The sequence below is a fragment of the Nostoc sp. NMS2 genome (assembly GCF_017115105.1).
GTDB lineage: Bacteria > Cyanobacteriota > Cyanobacteriia > Cyanobacteriales > Nostocaceae > Nostoc.
In genome coordinates this window covers 21,877-41,876 of sequence record NZ_JABXKH010000125.1, presented here as the reverse complement: position 1 = coordinate 41,876, position 20,000 = coordinate 21,877, and the positions used below count along the sequence as shown (strand labels likewise).

Below are 20,000 nucleotides of genomic sequence, written 5' to 3'. Positions count from 1 at the left end.
TTATATAGCCTGGGCAGATGAGTTTACCTTGGGACAAGCAAAGGGTGACGGAAGTACGGAGGTGCATGAGGTAGCAACGGGCGAGTTGTTATCATGGCCATTAACCCTAACTATTTATTAAAACCAGTAACATTATACCAGTAACATTATAATGATAGTTTTCTTATCTTTACTACGGTTTTTTCACGTTTAAAGAATGGAAATATCGTTTAAGTGTTCATAATTATGCCCCTGATTGTCAGGCTTTACAGAAGAATTAGCATTCTGTTGTGAAAGAATTAATTCTGACCAATTATTTAGGCTTCTATTGGAAATAAAATGTTCAAATTCATGTAAAGAATAGACAATCGGTGGTATATTCACCCCCATACGAGGGCAATAATCACTTTGCCTTACTATCTCTTCAAATACTGCGGATGCAGCAACACTATCATAGAAAGTTATAATGAGAGGAATCACTGGTTTATCGTGAAGATTGAGAACATCTACTGTTATACTGATTTGCTCAAATGCAGAGTGGATACGACACCAAAGATCAGCTAGTTTATCAGCCTGAAAATAAGCGCTTGTATCGGAAGACATAATACTACTTTTGCATTCTACAACAATATAGTAATTTGGAAGTTTAATAAGAAAATCAGCCCGTTTATCTTTATTAGATTGTGGATTTTTGACTTCAGGAATTCTCTCAAAACAGTTAGGAGCAATAAAAGGGAATAGTACATTGTTAAGATAATTTTCAAATGTACGACTTAGTAAATCTTCATATCTTTTTCTGTTATCCTCTTTAAAAACAATACTCCTCACTTGGTTCCAACAGGATTCGGTAAAAGAAAAAGGGTCTGGCAAACAGAATTCTTCATTTTTTAATTCAATAAAGGGTAACTCCAAAAAATAATTGAACAAAAACGGTTGATAGTAATCAGGAACATTATTAAGTATTTTTTTTACCTTACTACGAAATGAAGTATCCTCTTCTTTACTAAAGAAATTACTATTCTGCTTAATAAACTTTTTTAAATCATCTAAGTTAACACCAAGATTTTGAACTTGATTATCTATAGCCGGGAGCTGAGATAGATTACAAAATCCTTTTTTGCCAGAAAGCCAGCCAAATATAGCTAAACAAGCTAAAAATTGTCTAAAGTAATTTGTCGGACTTAAACCTATATGAACTGCCAAATCATTTGAAAATTTTTGATTGGAGCTATAATCTAGTAACTCAATCAGCTTGATTGTTCGCTTTATACGAGAAACGGGATATCCAAAACCCGCGTTTTGGAAAGCTCCTACACGCTGTAGAAATAAACCGCCTATATGAGAACGAATTACTTTTAAATCCAAAATACTGCTTAACTTTAACGACCAATTACGTACTATTCTTTCATTAATAATTTCCCAATCTTGGATAGATTTTAATAGAATTTCTGCTTCTCCTTCAAGAATATGACTATTAGAAATAGTATGCCCATCCAAATTGTGGTAAGCCTGAATTAAATTATTAAACGCTTGAACACTAATATTTCCACGCCGATGAGGATTCCCCGTACTCGCTAGTAACATCAGCCGGACAGTATAATTGCGTTCAATATTACCGTATATTTTATCTGAAGAATTTGAGTATTTTGATTCCCAGTTCTGCCAGCATTTTTCAGATCCAATCTCCAAAATCGATGTTGAATTGTAGCGACGAATAAAGTCATGTAACTCGGAAAAATTTTTAAAATTCATGTATTTTAGTACAAAATATTTTTAATTTTTTAAAAATCAATCAGGGGTAGCAAGTTGATATCCTAGCAGAAGATTTGAAGGACAAGATCACCAAAACTTCCCAAACTCGCCCCCTACTCCGGTTGGTCAAAACTGCCGATGAGTTAGAACAAGCTGTTGTGATCGCAGCCAAAGAAAAACCCTTCCTAGCTGCTGCCGATTTTGCTAAAGCAGTTCAGAAGGTTGTTCCAAAAAATACGTCACCCACTAGAACCATTAGCACAAAACAAGAAAAAGTCAAAACGCAATTGTGTAATTCTGTCACTGTTTCTTCCCTTTCACACCCTCGTTATGGCGAATCAGGAGTGATTGAGGCTTCGGCTCCGAATAACTATCAGCAGATTGTTACCTTTACTGATGGCGAAAGGTTGTTGATTAACAATGCTGATTTAAATGACGCAATTGTGTCTGAATCGAGTGGGCGGACTTACCCAAAAGAATATTCTGAGGCGATCGCAGCACTCGAAGAACAGCATAAACACGAACTAGAGAGACTTTCTCAGGAATTGAGAGTTGGGCTACAGGCAGAAGCAGGAGCTAAAGCCGAAGCCCAGGTACAAGAGCAAATCTCATCCTTGCAAAACCTGTATAAGCAGCAGAAGGAGCAAAACGTTCAGTTACAGCAGCGTTTGGATGAGATGGAGGGCTTAAGAAAACTGGAGATTGAGAATCAACAACTCCAGCAACGTATCCAAGAATTGGAACACGCCGTACAACAGCGCCCTTCTCAACAATGGGGAAATACCATGAGCCACCAAGCGACCAAAGTTTTGAACAAGCAAGTCAAGCTTGCCTTGGAGAAAACTATTGATCTGCGATCACTGGCCCAGGAACCCCCCAAGGAAAATGCCCAGGAATGTCTGCGACTCATGGGTATGGCATTGAAAAACCTCGCCAGTGCTATGAACAATACCCAAGCGTTAGAGGCTGCGGCAATCATTTTAGGCAGTGAGCCGACACCAACTGCGATCGCATATCGAGCTGAACAACTGGAAATGCTTCCCCAAGCGGTTACTGACATTCGGCAGGTACTTACAAAACCTGAGTGTACTTGGCAAGAGTTTTGGAATGTTGCCCAAGAGTACGAGGTAATTAAATCGGACTACTGGGCGGAATTGACCAATGAAGAGACTGATTTAATTATTGCACTCCAGAACGCATCCTCCCAACCGGACATCATTGGCGTTGGTTCTATCGTGTCTCATGCTGACCCATACCGTACTTTGTATGTCGAGAGGGGTGAAGTTGTAGAGGATTTGGGCGAAGAGTTGGTGGTTGCTTGGAATGGTTGGAAGGAGCAATCGAAAAAGACTGATAGGTATTTCCGAGATGAATTGCGCTTTTGGCAAGGCTAACTGATTTGTTGCCCATACCAGTAATTCTTTAGACAAGCAAATGCAAGTACCAAGCCCCGCATCACAGTGGGGGAAATTTCCGTGCGTCAACATAACAGGAGATTGTAGAATGACCGCAACTATTACAAGACCCAAGCTCAAAAAGACTGCTGCTAGTAAACCACAGTCACCGTACAAGCGGCTTCATGTGATTATCCCTATCGAAGATATGCTCTGGGCTTCCCAGCAAAGACCCTCAATTACACAATTGTGGCAGGAGTGCTGGACGGCTGACCCTTATGGTTCTCGGTGGATGCCCCTAACAAGTGCTTTAGGATACAGTACTTTTATCTCTGCGAAGAAAATTCTCTCCGACAGTGGTTTGTTCATTTTTAAACCGGACAAGTCGGTTCAGGATGGCCGGGAGACTGCTAGCTGGATGGTGAAGAATTTACACGGTAGCCGGATGAAGGAATTTTGGGAGAAAGCCAATGCTGAAAAACAAGAACCCTCTGCTGAAAAACGAGAACCAAATGCTGGGGATTCAGAGATAGATGCTGGCTCTGAAGAAATGGGTGCTTTGTACAAAGCGTCTATTTTAGGTCAAAAGCAGTCAGAACAAGGATTCCAGGAAACCTCACAAACTACTCAGGAACACCTCACAATCTCTTCAAAAGAGATTGTGAGGTGTATCTCTGACACGCAACCCGAAAATTCGCGTGTAGAGGAGACGGCTCATGCGCCCTTGGAGGGCGCGTCGCCTCAGATTGTTCAAAGCGTGTCAGAGTTGGAGGAAGAGTTACCTGCGGTAACGGACTGTACATCGCTGGCGCTTGTGGATGATGCACTGAGTAATCGCGCTTCGTTGTTTGAAAACCAGGACTGTGGTGTTGAGCCGAAAGACTGTTATGAAGGTGCTTGTTCCGCCGCGCCCGTTGCAGAAAATGAGAAATCTTTAAGTTCAGCGATCGCTAATCAAACACCGGGGCAAGTAGAACAGGGTCAATCTGTTCAAGGGGCGACAAGCGAGTTAAAGAGCTTGCTGTATAAGCTTCATAGCCCTTAAACCTCGCTGATAATATGCTTGCTTATTGCGACTGAAACCGACCAGTTCCTCGACCCATGCTTGACACTCATGCCAAGCAACTATCCAATTTTGACCATATAAACCTATCCAGAAATTACTGTGACGTTTCTCATTTCTATTTTTTTCTTGACTACGACAAATATATGATTCTTGTTTTTGAAATTTAGTCCTTTGTCCATGTAACCAAGCACTGGTTATAGCTAAAGCGATTAAGAATATTATTCGTACAAGTCTATCAGGATTGGCTTGAGAGCTTTCCAAATTGTAGCCACCAGTTTTACAATCTTTGAACATGGCTTCAATCCCAAAGCGTTGAGTATATATTTTGAGGGCAGTATTTAAATCAGGCAAATTAGTTAATAAATACCAAGCTTCCTTTTCTTGTTTACTTCTATACTTTCTTTTCCAGTAGACTGCTAAATTAAACCGACCAAAACCTTTTTTCTGAGTCAACTTAACATTGGGATAAAATTGACGAATACCAGGATAAATCTCAATGCTACTTAACGACTGAAATTTCTGTCTTTTCTCCCGAAAAGTAGTGTCTTTTTTCTGGCGGAGTACAAAACCCATGTTCTGCTTGTGGAGCTACTGTCCCAGTTCTACACTGTGAAATTCTCTATCTCCAATAATTACTAGTTTGTACTTTTTTAATAAGCGAATTACTGGACGTAATACTTTTTGCTGTTCTTCTAAGTTACTGCAACCATCTTTCTCTAACAGACACCAATATATTGGCCAAGCTCTTTTTTGATAAATCACGCTCACCATCAACACATTATTTTCTTTCCACTGGGTTCTATCCACTGCAATGGTTAATTGTGACCCTAATTTAAAATGTTGGTTAATTATTGCTTCAATGATGGGAAACCACAATAAGACTACACTCAAAGCATTCAGTGTTAAAAACCTTTGTATATGCCGTCTACGACTGTTTTGTTGTATTGGTAGAGGTAAGGTTGCTGCCAGCCTTTCTATCTTCACTTGTTTCTGATTTTGTAACAACCACACCAACATCTTTAGGGTGATTAACTGTGCTTTATTTAGGTATTTTTCTAAGAAGTTTTGGTAGAATGATGCTAGCATTTTGACGACGGTCTTGATCAAATTACGAGACCGTTCTTTTTTACCATTAAAATGTACCCTACAGGTAGCTGCTTAATAACTGTACAGTTAATTCTCAATAAGTACTCACTTTTTTCAAGGGGTCTGTACGTCCAAAACCTTTAGCTGGCTTGCTTTAAAGGCGATTGTCGCCCCTTGAAGTCACTGAAAGTAGGGAGGTAGATGAGGTAGCAGAAAAATTTATCCAGGCGAATTATTATCAGCCACCAGTGCCAGGTATCGGATTTATGAAATGCTGATTCTTGCGTGGAAAAAGAGAACGTGATAAATGTTTACAAACTTCTAAAAGCCTTTAATGTTAAACTTTGCACGTGTTGAAGAGGGTAATAAATAGAGCGCGAGTTAAAGAGGTGTCTACATCAATATAGTAAAATCTACCCTTTGATTGAAGTGTAGGTAGACTACCATTATACCTGTCCGATTTGTCCTTTATATGATCGTACAGTTCGTCGAGTGACAAGTAGCCACTTTCTGATCGGTCTAGTTCTTGATTGTGTCCAGTTGCTTTTAGATCATACCATCCAACTGTCTTGGCAAATCGAAGATAATTTTCAACATCTTTTTCATTGAAGTCTTGCGGTTTTGCACCCAATCTATTATGAGTACTAATCCATATCTTTTTTTGCACACTAAAGCCAAAACGGTTGTTTGAGTTAGTAACCCAAAGTTGGTCTATTTTTTTTAGGTCTGGACAAGAGAAATTATTGATGTTGTCAGCATCTAAATATCCTGGGAATTGCGTTTTAGCAATATTGAGCATGAGTTTGGATGTTGCTCTATCAGCCAACGGCCAATTTTTAGCTTTCAAAAAATATTCAAGTTGAGCATATAAATGTTTAGTAAGAGATGCTTTAACTTCTTTATCTTGAGGGTTCAGCTTAATTAAACTTCGATAAACTGATTCAATATTTTCGCCTGTGAGCAACTGGTTCTCTTTGGTAAAATCAGTTTCAGATGGATGAGTTGTTAAAATATGAAATGCTGTAGTGTAAGATTCTATAGCTTTTTGATTTTGTTTATTTTTGGCTAGTAAATCACCTTTGCTCTTGTAGAGTAATACTCGAATTTGTAATACCTGATTAGAGTCTAATGCTTTATTATCAGTGTCAGCTAAAAATTTTTCACTTAATTTAATCTCTCTCTGTGATTCTTCTATTTTTTTTAGTTGTAGATATGCTTGTGATTCAGCAGAAGAAACTAATGCTTGTTTAAGTTGGTGATTATCAACACTAAAAGATAAAGCAGATAACCTTAAAGCTTCATTGTAATCAAACGTAATCTCTTCAGAGTTAGAGTTGGTCTTTTTTTCTAATTCTCCAGCTAGTTTGTTTAAATTCTGAACATTTGTAACAACTTGTTGAGTTTCATCAAGTTGTTTTTTGGCAGATATTCCGACAGTTGCTGCTCCTATTAATGTTACAACCAAAACAACAGTCCCAATACTAATCGTTCGTTGAGCTTGACTATTAGCCTCACTGAGCAATTTATTTCTTACCTCTAGTGATTCCCTATCTTTTGTCTCCCGTTCCAAAGCTGCTTTTTGTTCATCGTCTTTCCTTCTACTAGCTGCTAAAAACTCCTGATCTTGATGACTTAAATTTTTATCCTGCGCCCATTGTTCTGCTGATTGTAATGCCTTCCCTCGCAGTAGCCGTGATTCATCAGCACCTCTAGAAGCAACCCAAAAGCGAAAACTCTCTGAATAAGGACGCAGATTTTTTAGTTGGTTTTCAATCCAACTGGAGTCAAATATTTCCCGATAAATCTGGTTATAAATTCTCAGCTTACCCTGCTGTCTAACAACTAATCCTGAGAGTTGTAATTCGCTCTGCTCTAAAGTATCATCCGCTATAACTTGGGATTGCTCCTCAGCCAGCCGAACTTGTTGATAAAGTTCTAGTAAGTAACCTGCCCGTTGTTCCGAACGCAAAATTCTGGCTTGAATGGTTCTGAGATGCTCAGGCTCATCAAGAGACTCCCAGCTTTCAATAATCCGTGATTTGACAATTTGTTCAACTGAACAAGGGTTATCTTGTTCCGATTCTTCAACCATGAACTGACAAAGCTTTTGAGTCAGGAATGGTTGCCCCCCAGTCCACTGCAAAATCTCCTGCATTATTGCGTGGGGACTGCTGAATTTACCACGCAAACCCTTTTCTAATGCTTCAGCTTCATTTAATTGAAAACCCTTAAGAGAGATAGCTTGACCAATATTAAACGGAGTACGCTGTTTATCTGCAATTAAATTACTAGGTGATGCTACTCCCAATAAACAGAACGTGAGACGATTATATTCAGGATTATCAACACGCTTGTTATAACAGGCACGAATCAATGCAAAAAAGTCATCTGTGGGAAAATTCAGACTGAGTACGCTATCAATTTCATCAATAAAAATAACGATATCTTCTCGAACTTCAACAAGTAGTACTTCTTCCAAAAACTTGCGAAATCTTGTAACTAGCGAATTTAACTGATTCGCCTCCCACCAATCACCAAAATCTAAATTTAATCCAAAACTATCAATAAGCGTGTCAATTAAATCTGCATACCATTGTTCGGGAGGGACATTCTGAATACCTCCAGCAGAAAGGTCAACAGCTGCACACTGTACGCCATCATCTCTCAATCGCTGCATGGTTCGCACACGCAAGCTGGATTTTCCACTCTGGCGCGAATTCAGTACGTAACAAAACTCTCCCTTTTTCAGCCCTTCATATAACTGTGCATCAGCTTCTCGTTTGACATAGGTGCTGGCATTTTCAGGTAAACTTCCAGAGAATATGTATTGGTCAACCACGATTTACCTACTCCAAACGAGTTGAGAAATACTGACGATACAAATCACAACCAGGAACGCAATCATTACCAATAAATTTTATCAAACCCAAGCTGTGCAACTTAAACGCAACTTCAGTATCTAACCTCATGGGTGCATTCGCCACTACTACTTTTTTATACCCTATTTCAATCAGAGGATTATGTTGTAAATGCCACAGTTGTTGTCGCAAGTGATCGCTGAAGATTCCTTGCTCTGTTGGCGCAAGTCTCAAGAGTTCTTCTAAGGTCACTTGCTGGCTTTTGAGATGGGCAATCGCAGATTGTACCAAGTAAGGATGCCCCCCAACTAACTCCATCAACTGAGCCAAGTCTTGTTCTTTCAGTAATCCTAAATCTTGCTGTTTGGCGAGTTCTGTTACTTGTTGCAAGTTAAATTCGGGTAAGTCAATCGCCAATCCCACATTAAACGGGGAATGATTACTGTCCAATGAAGGATAAGATTCAGTTGAATGAACTACTACTAACCGCAGCTTCTTCCAGATATTACCAATCTTGTCTCCCTGTTTCGCTGCCTCATACCATCCCCGCAGTAACAAGCAGAATTGAGGAAAAATCTCTGGAAAATCAAACAGTCTCTCAAAGTTATCTATGGCTAAAACTAAGGGAGTATCAGTAAGTGATAATAAATATTTTTGAAAATAACGGGTACAGTTTTTATTCAGTCCAAAAACCTCTTGCCAATGTTTTTCTAGTTGGGGTTCTAGCTCCAGACTGTCAGCAACATCAACACATAACCATTGCAGAAATGTTTTTAAGTTAGCCAGAACATCTATATCAGCCAGTTGTAAATCTATTTTCGCAGTTTGATAACCCTGGTGTCTTGCATAGTCTAGGGTTTTCTCCAGCAGTAATGTTTTACCCATTCTCTGCGGGGCTTTGAGACGAATCAATGCCCCTGGTTGCACGATTGCTTTATAGGATTTGTCCTCAATTGGTGGTCTTTCAATATATATAATTGTGTCAGCCCTTAGTCCAGAGTTCTCAGCCGCTTGCAACTGTTGTTCAATTGCATCTAACTTGTCACCAAGTTCCTTCAAGGTGCGTTCTTCTGACTGAAGCTGGTTTTCATATTGGAACTTGCGGGATACATCGGTTTCAATAACTAACGCTGTTCGTAGATTTGCAACTTTCTGGCTTTGAAGGGTGTAAGCTTTTTCAAGTGAATCTTTTTCAGAGAGCGATCGCTGTCGTTGACTCTGTGATTGGACTGAATTACCTGATGTCGCTGTCTGCTGCCCAAGGTGAATATTGTAGATGTCGCCGCCAATTCGCACAGCATTCACTGTGTCAGCATTAACCAATCCACCGCCAAACTGGGAATTGCGTAAGTCACTATTGGAGACTTGCTTTGGGTCTTGTGAATCGGGCATGGGTCGGTTTGGGCAGGTTTAAGCGTTATTGTTGTGAATATTACCACCTATTTGGTCGGTGTTGAGTGTCTCTGTGTTAATAAAGCTTCCACCAAATTGAGAATCTCGTAGGTCATAAGTAGTTTTGCCTGCCAAGAGCTTTATAATCTCGTTTAAATTAGCACTTTGCTTACGGTAAATCTCTATTTGTTCATCCTTACCTTGTAACTGAACTTGGTATTTCTCTTTTTCTGCGGCAAGTGCAAATTCATATTCTCGTTTTAAATACTTCTCGATTTCAGCTTTATTAGCATCGGTAGGAACATTCACCCGAATTACAAAAGCACCATCATTCTTATTTTCAATAGCTTGGATGCTTAGTTCTTCACCGCCACATTCAACCTGTAATTTTTGAAACGAAGTCAGGAATGCTTGCCAATCAATACCATTGTTAAAAATCAGGTCAACTGTTTCTTGAGCTTTTTGAAACAGCTTGGTGAATTCTCTGGGAGCAAAGTTACCATTGCTGGGGCGACGTTCTTGTTGACCTTGGCGGAGGTAGATGTGGTCACAAATTACGCTATCCAATTTTGTAGAGCTATTAATATTCCAATCTTCTAAACAACTACCAGTAAAACTTGCAGAAGTAAAATCTGTCGATAAGGCTTTAACTCTAGTGAGGTTTGCTTCAGTCAAGTCAGCTTTAGTTAAGTTGGCATGGCTAAGGTTTGCATCAATAAGATTAGCACCTTTTAAATTAACTGCTAACAGATTAGCTTCACTAAGGTCATAGCCTGTTAAATCTGCTTCACTTAGATTTGCTTTACTTAGGTTAAATTTAAATACAAATTTCCATGAAGGAGAATAATCTGTTTTTGGAAGATGAATAGCATCTACATTAAACTTAACTCTAGCAAATTTAGTACCATCTAAAATAGATTCAGTAAAATCACAATACACAATACCAGCACCGCTTAAATCCGCATTACTTAAATTGGCTCTAATTAGGATAGCTCCATTGATTAAAGCACCTGTTACATCAGCATTAGTTAAGTTAGTATCAGTTAAGTCTGCATCATTTAGATTAGCTCCGCTCAAATTAGCTCTGCTTAAGTTAGCTTTTTTTAAATCAACCTCACTAATATCCGCTCTACTTAAATTAACATTCTCAAAGTTAATATTAACTAGTTTTTTAGGAAGAAAATTACATTTATTATCTGAAATATGACTACACTGATTAGTTAAAATCCCTTTAAATTCAGCTTCTTTCCAATACCAAGAATTTATGAGATCACCGCTTAAATCTGGTATTACTTCTGGATGTTGTTCTCGCCATTTATTCCAAGTTGTTACACCTTTTTTTAGTATCGCTACATGCTCCTCATTCGCCATTGCCACCTAACCCCTCAGCTTCTATTTAGCAAGCAATTCAACTCAGAAATTGTCTATTATTACTCATCTAAACGCTGTGCGATCGCCTTTGATAATTCGTGAAAATCTGACTCATTATGAATGTCTGGAGTTAGTGTATTCATATCTTTGAGTAGATTAGTAAGTTCAGCAATGGTGTGACGAATTTCGGTGTATAAATCTATTTCTTCTCTAAACCCCTGTAAATTAGCGGCGGAAACACCTTTCATCGCTTCGTCTAATTCTTTAATTTGCTCTTCCCAATATTTAATATATTTAATTCTTTCAATCGGTTTATAAATTTGAACATCTGGTAAAACAATTGGAAAAATTCGGTCATAAAAATCACCATTCTTAGCAATTTGCACCAATTCAAACATACAATTTGGCGATTTTAAATACTTATCACTAATCACAGCAATGACACATTTCCCGTGTCCAATCTTTTCCATGAAAGCTTTGATTAGTCCTTTGTAACCCAAGTCTCGTTTATCTCGAATAATGGCAATACCTTTGGATTGTAAAACTGCATCTAAGCGATCAACATAGGTTTCACTATCTCCACCCCAAGCATAGGAGATGAAGATTTCTTTCTCATCTTTGAGTTTTCCCCTTTCTTGTTCTAGCTCCTTCTGTAACTGTTCTTGTTTTTCTTCCTTTTTACTCTGAGGAAAATTACTGGCTTGCAACTGTTGTTCAATTGCATCTAATTTGTCACCAAGCTCATTGAGTGTCGTTTCTTCTACCTGAAGCTGGTGTTCGTATTGAAACTTGCGGGATACATCGGTTTCAATAACCAACGCTGTTCGTAGATTTGCAACTTTCTGGCTTTGAAGGGTGTAGGCTTTTTCAAGTGAATCTTTTTCAGAGAGCGATCGCTGTCGTTGACTCTGTGATTGGACTGAATTACCTGATCCCGCCTCTTCACTAAGGTGAATGTTGTAGATGTCACCGCCAATTTGCCCAGCATTCACTGTGCCAGCATTAATCAACCCGCCGCCAAACTGGGAATTGCGTAAGTCGTTGTTATTGACTTGTTTGGGGTCTTGTGAGTCGGGCATGGGTCGGTTTAAGCAGGTTTAAGCGTTGTTGTTATAAATGTTCCTATCTATCTAGACTACATTGACAGTGTTGGCATCTGCTATGCCACCTCTAAACTGAGAGTTAGCAATATAGTAATTTGAAGTTTTGTTTCTTGCTTCTTATTCCAATTCCGATACTTTTAACTGTAGTAAGGGACTAATAAAAAATCCTAAACATAATAACATAAAAGCTGCTAAGAAGTATAGAATAATTCTATTGCTTTAATAGAAGGTTTTAAGAGGGAGGTTAGATGAGGTTCCAATTTGCACATTTAATGAAAAAGTACCATTTACTAGCCCTGTACTTTCTGTAAGTGGAGAAGATGGCTCAAACACTGAATTATTACCTCCAATAATAAATTTTCCTATGGACGATTTTCCTTCTACAGTAAAACTCCCTTGAATTTTGTTCCCTTGTTTTTTTAAGGTTCCTCCACCTTCAACTCCTAAAACTCCCAAAACATTTTCGACTAATTTAGGAAATTTTGAAACAGAGGGTTCGCCACTTATTCTTGGTTTAACTCCAATAACCTTAAAGGGAATAGTTAGATTGTCATTTAAAGGCGCACTTAAAACTATACCTACCTGCCTGCCTGCGATATCTAGAATTAGTTCGCGAGTAGATGGATCGTAACCTCCAGCAACTTCACTGACGCTTGTCCCTACAGAAACCGCAGCCACATTACTGTTTTTAATACTACCAGAGCCACTGATAACTCGTAAATAGTAGCTTGAAAAAGGAGCTATTGGAGGTAGTTTCAAAGCAGTCCGGCTGTTAGCTATTTGAGCTGCTATTTCCTCCCTAATATTCACTGGAAGATTAGGAGGAATAGATTGTTTAGGGTCTAAAAAGCTTTTAATTTCAGGAGATTCAGCAATCTTTTGAGGGTTAATTTTTGCAGTTGTATTGTTTGCTATAGAATATCTTTGCCCTGCTTTAACGGGAAGCCCCAAAGTATTGTTAATTGATGTAATATAAACTGTTCCTATTAAAACATCAATCAAAATATCACTTCCAGTATCAATTCCTCGAATCAGAGTTTGTCCATTGCCTGGTCTAATAATTTGCTCTCTTGGCGTGTAAACATTAAAAGCACAATCAGTTAATTCTTGAGAGACAACCCATTGTGTTAATTCATCTAATAAATTGCTCATTTCAGAGCCATTAGAATGCCGTCTAATTGGCCCTTTTGAGCATAATAGTTCTGCATTTAATTCTAGATCGTTCAAATTCCATTCGCCCATACTTGCAAGAGTACACTCGCTACTTCCATTTTCTGATATACACTTTTCGATAGTTTGCTGACAACTATCATCTGCAATTCCTGAGTAAGTTACAAAAAAACCAGATTTGGGATTAGCACCACAGTAGAGTACAGAATCGTCATTAACAGTTTGATCTTGTTTAACTGATTTTGTTATTGATGCAGAGTTAAAAATATTTAAAGCAGGTAATAGGGAACTTTTCACAGAATTAGTTCCCACTCTTACTCCTGACGCACATCCTCTATCTATATTTTCTCCTGCATTCCGCCAACCTAGCGTAAATGTTCCTCCACTAACTCTACATGGAAATCTATATTCAGATGGCGTTGGTTTTGGAACAGTGTTTACTCTATAACCAGAAGAGTCCCATTTATCATTTTGCTGAAAGAGAAAATCTAAAGTAGCTATTAAGTTTTTATTAGCAGGTATACCAAGAACATCTCTATATGTCAGCACTTCTGATATTCCTGGGATATAATTCCTTATACTTCTACTATCACCTTCATGTCTAACAGTTAAAGAACGGTTATTAATAGTTTTCCCCTGAACTTTATAAATACTTGCACCATCAGGAATTCTAGAACCTCCGTAGCTTTTGCTAGTTATTAATAGACTAAAAATAGGAGTAATGAGTAGAATCGTTAGTTGTATAATTATATGATATATAAACTTTACTTGATATAAATTTTTATTTTTTAGCATATTTATTAATCTTTAATTGAAGTAATTCGGCATTGGTCAAGACGTTCCAAAGGAATATCGTAGGGAGGTACAAATATTGTAAAAATTAGTGATTTTGAGTCTAATTCATTACACTCTGGAGCAGATATTTCAGATATACTACCATACCAGCCACAGCGATTTTTTGTTTGATTTCGCCATAGTTCTTCTATTTTTTTGAAAATTCTACAAGGAATTCTGCTAGCTTCTGCTTGATCTAACAAACCATTGCTATTGACATCAGCTCCGAATCCAAATTTGGTCATTAAAATTTCATACGTTTTCTTTATAGCGCCATCTGTATAATTATTCTCTAAATTAAGATAATCAGATATTTTGTTTTGATTCTTTTCAAAAGATTTGTCTCCTGAATTTAATTTTGACTGCTGTCTTTGTGTTAATTCTTCTAGCGTTTTTAATCTTCCAAATTTTCCTTTTTTCATATCTTCTTCTATCAAGAAGAATCGTTCTCTTAAAATAACACCAGTCAAAGAATTTAAAGTTTTTATCGAAATAGATTTCATTTCTTGTCTCACCTGTTCTAAATTTGAGAATTCTTGAGAATTTTCTGCAATTCTCTTCTCAAGATTAGTTGTGCTTTCCAAAATAGCATGATAATATCCAATTGACAAAGCTATATCTTTTTCATTTCCTTTATGCTGACTAAGTTTATCTGCCTGTTTTAGATAGCTAGGTAACTTATTTAATAGTTCTGATGTAGGTGGCTCAACACCAAGCATAAAAGATTGAAGTGATTGTTCAGCTTGATGCTGTTGTAGCCAAGCAAATCCTCCAGCCCCTAGTGCCATAATTGCAAATATAGCTGTACTGGTAGCCCACCTAGCTTTTATTTTTTGCTGTTTTAGTTCTTGTTGTATGCGTTTTTCCTTTTCTTTTTCTTCATATTCTCTTTGTGCTACACTCGCTTGTATATACTCCTGTTCTGCATACAGTTTGTCTTGATTTATCTCCCACCAGTTTTCAGCTTCAAGTAATGCCTTCCCTCGTAATAATGCTCCTTCATCTTTATAATTTTTCTGCCATTGGTGTTTTGAAACCCGCAACTGTTGTTGCCAAGCTCGAAATTCACGATCTGTTTTCATCCATTGCCGCAATTTCTCCCAATTCTGAATCAGTACTTCATGAACAACCTCTACTGTCTGTTCACCACTAGCATTGTCACTTGTTACTATTAATCGCGCATCTGCCAGTTTCGTCACTAATTCCCAGTTTGCCTCACCGAGTTCTGCTTTTGTCGCCAGTCGGCGCGTATCTTCTATACCTTCACCAGGTTGCACTAGTTGGATAAAAATGTGGCGTACCTTTTCCTGCTCAGTAGTAGTGAGATTGTCATATTTTTTATCTGCATAGCTGGCTAACGCACCTTCTACTTTCCCAATGTCCTCATAAGCTGCATGAGTTAATTGTTTGCTCTGGTGCTTTTCCCACAGCAATGTCAAAGCAAATTCCAGTACAGGTAAGTTCCCTGGTTCGGACTTTACATCATCTAAAATGCGTTCTATCAACCCATCTTGAAATGTTACTCCCAGCTTTTGTGCAGGTTTGGCAATTACATCTGTTAATTCAGATCGATTCATTGACCTGATTTTGATGTCAGATTTCAATTGGTCTGCAAATTCTGGATATAAGAGTGTGTAACTTAAAAAATCCACACGCATAGTTGCAACAAATACTGCTGATAGCGATTTGCTAATGGGAGATTGAATAAAAGTTAGCAAGCAGTCTAAGAATTTATGACGAATTTTTTCATCATTGCATAAGGTAAATAACTCTTCAAACTGATCTGCAATTAGTAACACACGATGGTGAGGATGGTTTTGCTTAATTTTGGCAATAACATCAACAAGAAGAACATCGCCATTGGAGAAATAATTGGACAACTTGCGTGTTTGGGCAATACGATCCGTATCATCTTTTTCAGGCGTGTAGAGTGGAACTAATGCTTCAGCCAAACCGTAGAAAGGGTTAAAACCAGGGCGAAAATGAGTAAATAACCAGTGACCTGTTTGTTGCAGTTTTGGTACTAATCCTGCTAATACGACAGAAGATTTACCACTTCCTGATGCACCCAGCACAGGGATAAAATTTCGAGTTTGAGTTGCTTTAAACAGTTCTTCTATAAATACTTCTCTACCAAAAAAGTATTCGGCATCATCTGGACTAAAGTGATATAAGCCACGATAAGGGCATGGAAGTTTTTCATCACTAAAAGCATTTGACACAGGTTGAACAGCAGCTACTCGAATATCTTCACGGTAAGAATAATTGGTGATGTGGATATTTGAAGTATTGTAGATGTCGCCGCCTATGCGCCCTGCATTCACAGACTCAGCATTAATCAACCCACCACCAAACTGGGAATTGCGTAAGTCGTTCTTGGAGACTTGCTTTGGGTCTTCTGAGTCCGGCATGGGTTAAGCTTGAGCAGGTTTAAGCGACATTGTTGTAAATAATATCACCATTGTTTTTTAGGACAATAGATGCAAATTTTTTCTTAATCTTGCTTGAAATCCATTTGTGCGAAGTGGTCTTGCAGCAGTTTGTGGATGAAGCGGTAGCGGCCGCCAACACGCTGGAGTAACATACGCTCGGTGCAGTAGTCGAGAAAACGGGCGTAATTCCAGGGGATATAGCCGTTGAAGTACAGAACGAGGCGTAAAGAGAAGTGTTGGATACAAAATAACCCACCAGTAGCTTGCCAGCGAAATACACCAAATAGTAATCCAACAATTAAAACTAATTCAGTAATAATGCTAGTTTTCCAAACCTTATTAATCCAGAAAGGAATTACAAAGCTAAAACAAGTAAATACAGCAACCAATCCAGCAGTTATTATTGATTGCCGAATACCTTGATTAAAATTTATTTGCCTTTCTATATCAGGCTTATCAAATACTCCTGAAGCTGAAATTGACAAATCAACCAGGATGAAAACGCATATAAAAACTAATGCAGAAGTCATTGGCTGTTGAAAAATAGAGACTAAAAATGTCCAAAGTGAAGAAGGCAGGAGGCAGGAGGCAGAAGGCAGAAGGTTGCAATACAGTGTAGGCTTCAGACCTACACTGATTGCAGGACACCAAATCAGAGATTTTGGAGTGGGGCTTAAACCCTTGCTCCCTTTGGTCGCAGCAGAAGGCAGAGGGCAGTATTCCTTCTGCCTCCTGCCCTCTGCCTTCTGCCTTTCTTGCTAAAAATCCTCGAATTAAACTAACCATTACAGCCCTAAGAAACTTTTTCCACGACCAATGTAAATATCCAACGGGGAGAATAGGGTTGTCAATATTAAATTTGTTTTCTAAAATATCTGATAAAAAATCTAATATATCTTTCCTAATACCACTTAAATCTTGAGTGTTTTTATGTTTTTTCAAATTAGAAAATGATGCAGAGGTTAAATTAAAAGTGACTATACAAGCAAAAAATATGGCTACACCCAAACCACTATATAAACCAAAAGTTATACTTCCAAAAATCAAACCAATTAAACCAGAACTTAGCCCAATATTTAGTATAAATACGAAACGATATATCCATTTTTGTCGGTTATTCTTTAAACAAGTAGGTTGAATACTCTCTAGAAAAAATTCTGTTTGAGATTCTTTATCTAATTGTTGAGCTAACCAGACAAGCCATAATTTGGTTTGCCGAGCCGTAGGTAATCTCTGCTTGATGTATACCTTGCTGTTAATGTTCCATTTCAGCATTAATTGGATGTAAGAAATTAGCAAGTACTCAAGATTGAACGAATTTGAGGAGGGCGTTTGAATCCATTCTTTAGTAGACATATTGTCCCATTGTTCCTCACTTACATTTTCCCATGAATTTCTGAATATTTCCTGGTAAGCGAGGATAACAATGTTTAGCACTAAAGGAATCTTAGTTAACTCTAATAAATTTAGTTCATTGCTAATGTAAAACCACAAATCTGTATGATTAACATCAGCAAGATATTTACAAATTTGATTTTTATGCAGAGGTTGTAGATAGATAGTACCGTTAAGTTGGAGACGAGTTTTATAATTAGTATACTCTTCACTACGACTACAAACAACTAAATACTGAGGATGGTATTCTCCTTGTACTAGTTGGTTGATTGCTTTAATACAGGGTTTCTGACGACTATTTTGTAATTCATCTAGCCCATCAAGCATTGGCAATATTTGGCGATTATTCACCCAGTCATAGCCAATATTTTTCTGTACCCCATATTTTGACTTTAATTCTGTTACTAACCAGTCGTGTATGGGTTGTTTGTTATCTTTCCAGGAAGACAAGTTGAATAAAACTGGAACGGGATAATCCGGTTGTTCTTCTGCACGTTTAACTAAAGCTTGAGCAAGTTCTAACTGTGTAGTTGTCTTGCCCGACCCTGGCGCACCCAAGATTAACAGTTTACCTGCAATTTCTGTTGAATCAAACACTTCCAAAATACTTGTTGTCTCTGGTAAAGGCTTAAAACGCTTTAGCCCAATTTTTATCTCTGCATCCCAAGTCCGCTTTACTTTTTGCGGTTGCGACTCCTTCCCCAAATTAATCAATACCGCATTATGAAGGGACTGCTCTAACCGAACTGTAATTTCTTCTTTGACTCTGGCTAGTAATAACTGCTCATTCTTTGGTCGAGCGGGGTTGCCTACTGGTGTTATCTGCTGTCCTAAGAAAATATTCCAGATGTCTCCACCAATTCTCTGAGCATTTACGGACTCAGCGTTGATAAACCCACCGCCAAACTGGGAATTTCGTAAGTCGTTGCTGGAGACTTGCTTTGGGTCTTCAGAATCCGGCATAGGTTAACCTGGGGTTTCTTGATTATTTATGTTTTTAATGTTACCGCCTAATTGCTCTGTATTAACATTAATGGCATCTACTATGCCACCTGCAAACTGCGAGTTAGGTTGGTAATAAATCGAGACTTTACCAGAAGTTTCTGCTAGTTGTCTATTTAACTGATTAATTGAAGAAAATAACTGATTGATTACTTTATCTTTATCCTCAAGTCTTGCTTGGTACTGCGCCTCTAATGCCTTAGCTGCAAATTCATAGCCCTGGATGAACTCACTGTGGATTTTTGCTTTATCTGCATCAGGGGAAACAGCTACTCGGACTACAAGAATGCCGTCGCCTTTCTTCTCAATGCTTTGGACATCCAATTTTGCGCCTTGGTTTTCGACTTCTAATTTTTTGAACGAGTAGGCGAAAGCATCCCAGTCGATGCCGTTGCGGAAGATTAGGTCAACTGTTTCTAGGGATTTTTGGAACAGTTTGGTGAATTCTCCAGGGGCAAAGTTTCCACTACTAGGGCGGCGTTCTTTTTGATTGCCTTGTAGATAAATATAGTCACAAATTACACCTTTAAGATTAGTAGTGCTGTTAGTATGCCAATCCTCTATACAAGCTCCTGTTAATACTGCTTTACAAAAATTGGTATTAAGTGCTTGAGTTCTAATTAGTTTGGCCTCGCTCAGGTCTGCTTCGCTAAAGTTAAACCAGCTAAGATCAACTCCACTTAAATCAAGCTTTCTGAGATTAGCTCTGCTAAAATTAACCTCGATAAGTTTAGCTCCATTTAGTTTTACTTGGCTGAGGTTGGTTTGACTCAGGTTGGTTTTGCTAAGATTAGCTCCAGTGAGATTTGCTCCCGTTAGGTTAGTTCCACTAAAGTCAGCTTGGGTGAGGTCGGCTTCAATCAGGTCAACTTCACTAAAATTTGCATTGGTAAGATTCGCTTCAACGAAGAAAGCTCTGCTAAGATTAGCACTGCTGAGGTTAGCCCTACTAAAATTAGTTTTACTAAGGTTGGTCTTGTTAAGAAAAGCTCCGCTGAAATTAGCCCCACTGAGATTTATTCCATTAAGGTTAGCTCCACTGATATCTGCATTAACACGCAAATTTTTCTCTCTCCACTCATTCCAAACCTCCACCCCTTTGGTCAGTATTGCCAAATGCTCCTCATTTGCCATCACCAGTTACCCCTCTGCTTCATCTGTAGCAA

The 20,000-nt window shown here is 38.3% G+C and carries 14 protein-coding genes; 2 read left to right on the top strand and 12 right to left on the bottom strand.

Going from position 1 to position 20,000, the window contains the following annotated elements; genetic code table 11:
- Positions 1-189: 189 nt before the first annotated feature.
- Positions 190-1,731 carry a hypothetical protein gene (locus HWQ36_RS21935; protein ID WP_292706447.1) on the bottom strand — a complete coding sequence of 514 codons (1,542 nt, stop codon included), beginning with the start codon at positions 1,729-1,731 and terminating at the stop codon, positions 190-192.
- 74 nt (positions 1,732-1,805) lie between these two features.
- On the opposite strand from HWQ36_RS21935, the gene HWQ36_RS21930 reads away from it, so the two are divergent.
- Together HWQ36_RS21930 and HWQ36_RS21925 are read left to right on the top strand one after the other, a co-directional pair.
- Positions 1,806-3,125 carry a hypothetical protein gene (locus HWQ36_RS21930; RefSeq protein WP_292706446.1) on the top strand — a complete coding sequence of 440 codons (1,320 nt, stop codon included), beginning with the start codon at positions 1,806-1,808 and terminating at the stop codon, positions 3,123-3,125.
- A gap of 109 nt (positions 3,126-3,234) precedes the next feature.
- Positions 3,235-4,170 carry a hypothetical protein gene (locus HWQ36_RS21925; RefSeq protein ID WP_292706444.1) on the top strand — a complete coding sequence of 312 codons (936 nt, stop codon included), beginning with the start codon at positions 3,235-3,237 and terminating at the stop codon, positions 4,168-4,170.
- On the opposite strand, the gene HWQ36_RS21920 is transcribed toward HWQ36_RS21925, so the two are convergent.
- The 11 genes from HWQ36_RS21920 to HWQ36_RS21870 all read right to left on the bottom strand — a co-directional run bounded on the left by HWQ36_RS21920 (position 4,135) and on the right by HWQ36_RS21870 (position 19,968).
- Positions 4,135-4,764 (bottom strand): transposase, encoded by a 630-nt coding sequence (locus HWQ36_RS21920; protein ID WP_366829461.1) that lies wholly within the window; start codon positions 4,762-4,764, stop codon positions 4,135-4,137. The two genes, HWQ36_RS21925 and HWQ36_RS21920, sit on opposite strands and share 36 nt — an antisense overlap.
- Positions 4,765-4,779: 15 nt before the next feature.
- Complete coding sequence (locus HWQ36_RS21915; protein ID WP_292706443.1) at positions 4,780-5,277, bottom strand: hypothetical protein; 498 nt, start codon at positions 5,275-5,277, stop codon at positions 4,780-4,782.
- 337 nt (positions 5,278-5,614) lie between these two features.
- Positions 5,615-8,116, bottom strand: coding sequence for an AAA-like domain-containing protein (locus tag HWQ36_RS21910; RefSeq protein WP_292706442.1), 2,502 nt, complete (start codon positions 8,114-8,116; stop codon positions 5,615-5,617).
- A gap of 7 nt (positions 8,117-8,123) precedes the next feature.
- Positions 8,124-9,527, bottom strand: coding sequence for an AAA-like domain-containing protein (locus tag HWQ36_RS21905; protein WP_292706441.1), 1,404 nt, complete (start codon positions 9,525-9,527; stop codon positions 8,124-8,126).
- A gap of 18 nt (positions 9,528-9,545) precedes the next feature.
- Positions 9,546-10,898 carry a pentapeptide repeat-containing protein gene (locus HWQ36_RS21900; RefSeq protein ID WP_292706439.1) on the bottom strand — a complete coding sequence of 451 codons (1,353 nt, stop codon included), beginning with the start codon at positions 10,896-10,898 and terminating at the stop codon, positions 9,546-9,548.
- A 59-nt stretch (positions 10,899-10,957) separates the two neighbouring features.
- The gene (locus HWQ36_RS21895) at positions 10,958-11,977 is read right to left on the bottom strand and encodes a TIR domain-containing protein (protein WP_292706437.1); all 1,020 of its coding nucleotides are present in this window, start codon (positions 11,975-11,977) and stop codon (positions 10,958-10,960) included.
- 243 nt (positions 11,978-12,220) lie between these two features.
- The gene (locus tag HWQ36_RS21890; RefSeq protein ID WP_292706435.1) at positions 12,221-13,966 is read right to left on the bottom strand and encodes a hypothetical protein; all 1,746 of its coding nucleotides are present in this window, start codon (positions 13,964-13,966) and stop codon (positions 12,221-12,223) included.
- A 5-nt stretch (positions 13,967-13,971) separates the two neighbouring features.
- On the bottom strand, positions 13,972-16,347 hold the full coding sequence (locus HWQ36_RS21885) for a hypothetical protein (protein ID WP_366829458.1): 2,376 nt from the start codon (positions 16,345-16,347) through the stop codon (positions 13,972-13,974).
- 152 nt (positions 16,348-16,499) lie between these two features.
- Entirely contained in the window at positions 16,500-16,967 is a 468-nt protein-coding gene (locus HWQ36_RS21880) for a hypothetical protein (RefSeq protein ID WP_292706431.1), read from the bottom strand.
- Positions 16,924-18,795, bottom strand: coding sequence for an NACHT domain-containing protein (locus HWQ36_RS21875; protein ID WP_292706429.1), 1,872 nt, complete (start codon positions 18,793-18,795; stop codon positions 16,924-16,926). The genes HWQ36_RS21880 and HWQ36_RS21875 overlap by 44 nt, the downstream gene beginning before the upstream one ends.
- 3 nt (positions 18,796-18,798) lie before the next feature.
- Complete coding sequence (locus HWQ36_RS21870) at positions 18,799-19,968, bottom strand: pentapeptide repeat-containing protein (protein WP_292706427.1); 1,170 nt, start codon at positions 19,966-19,968, stop codon at positions 18,799-18,801.
- Between the last annotated feature and the right edge of the window lie 32 nt (positions 19,969-20,000).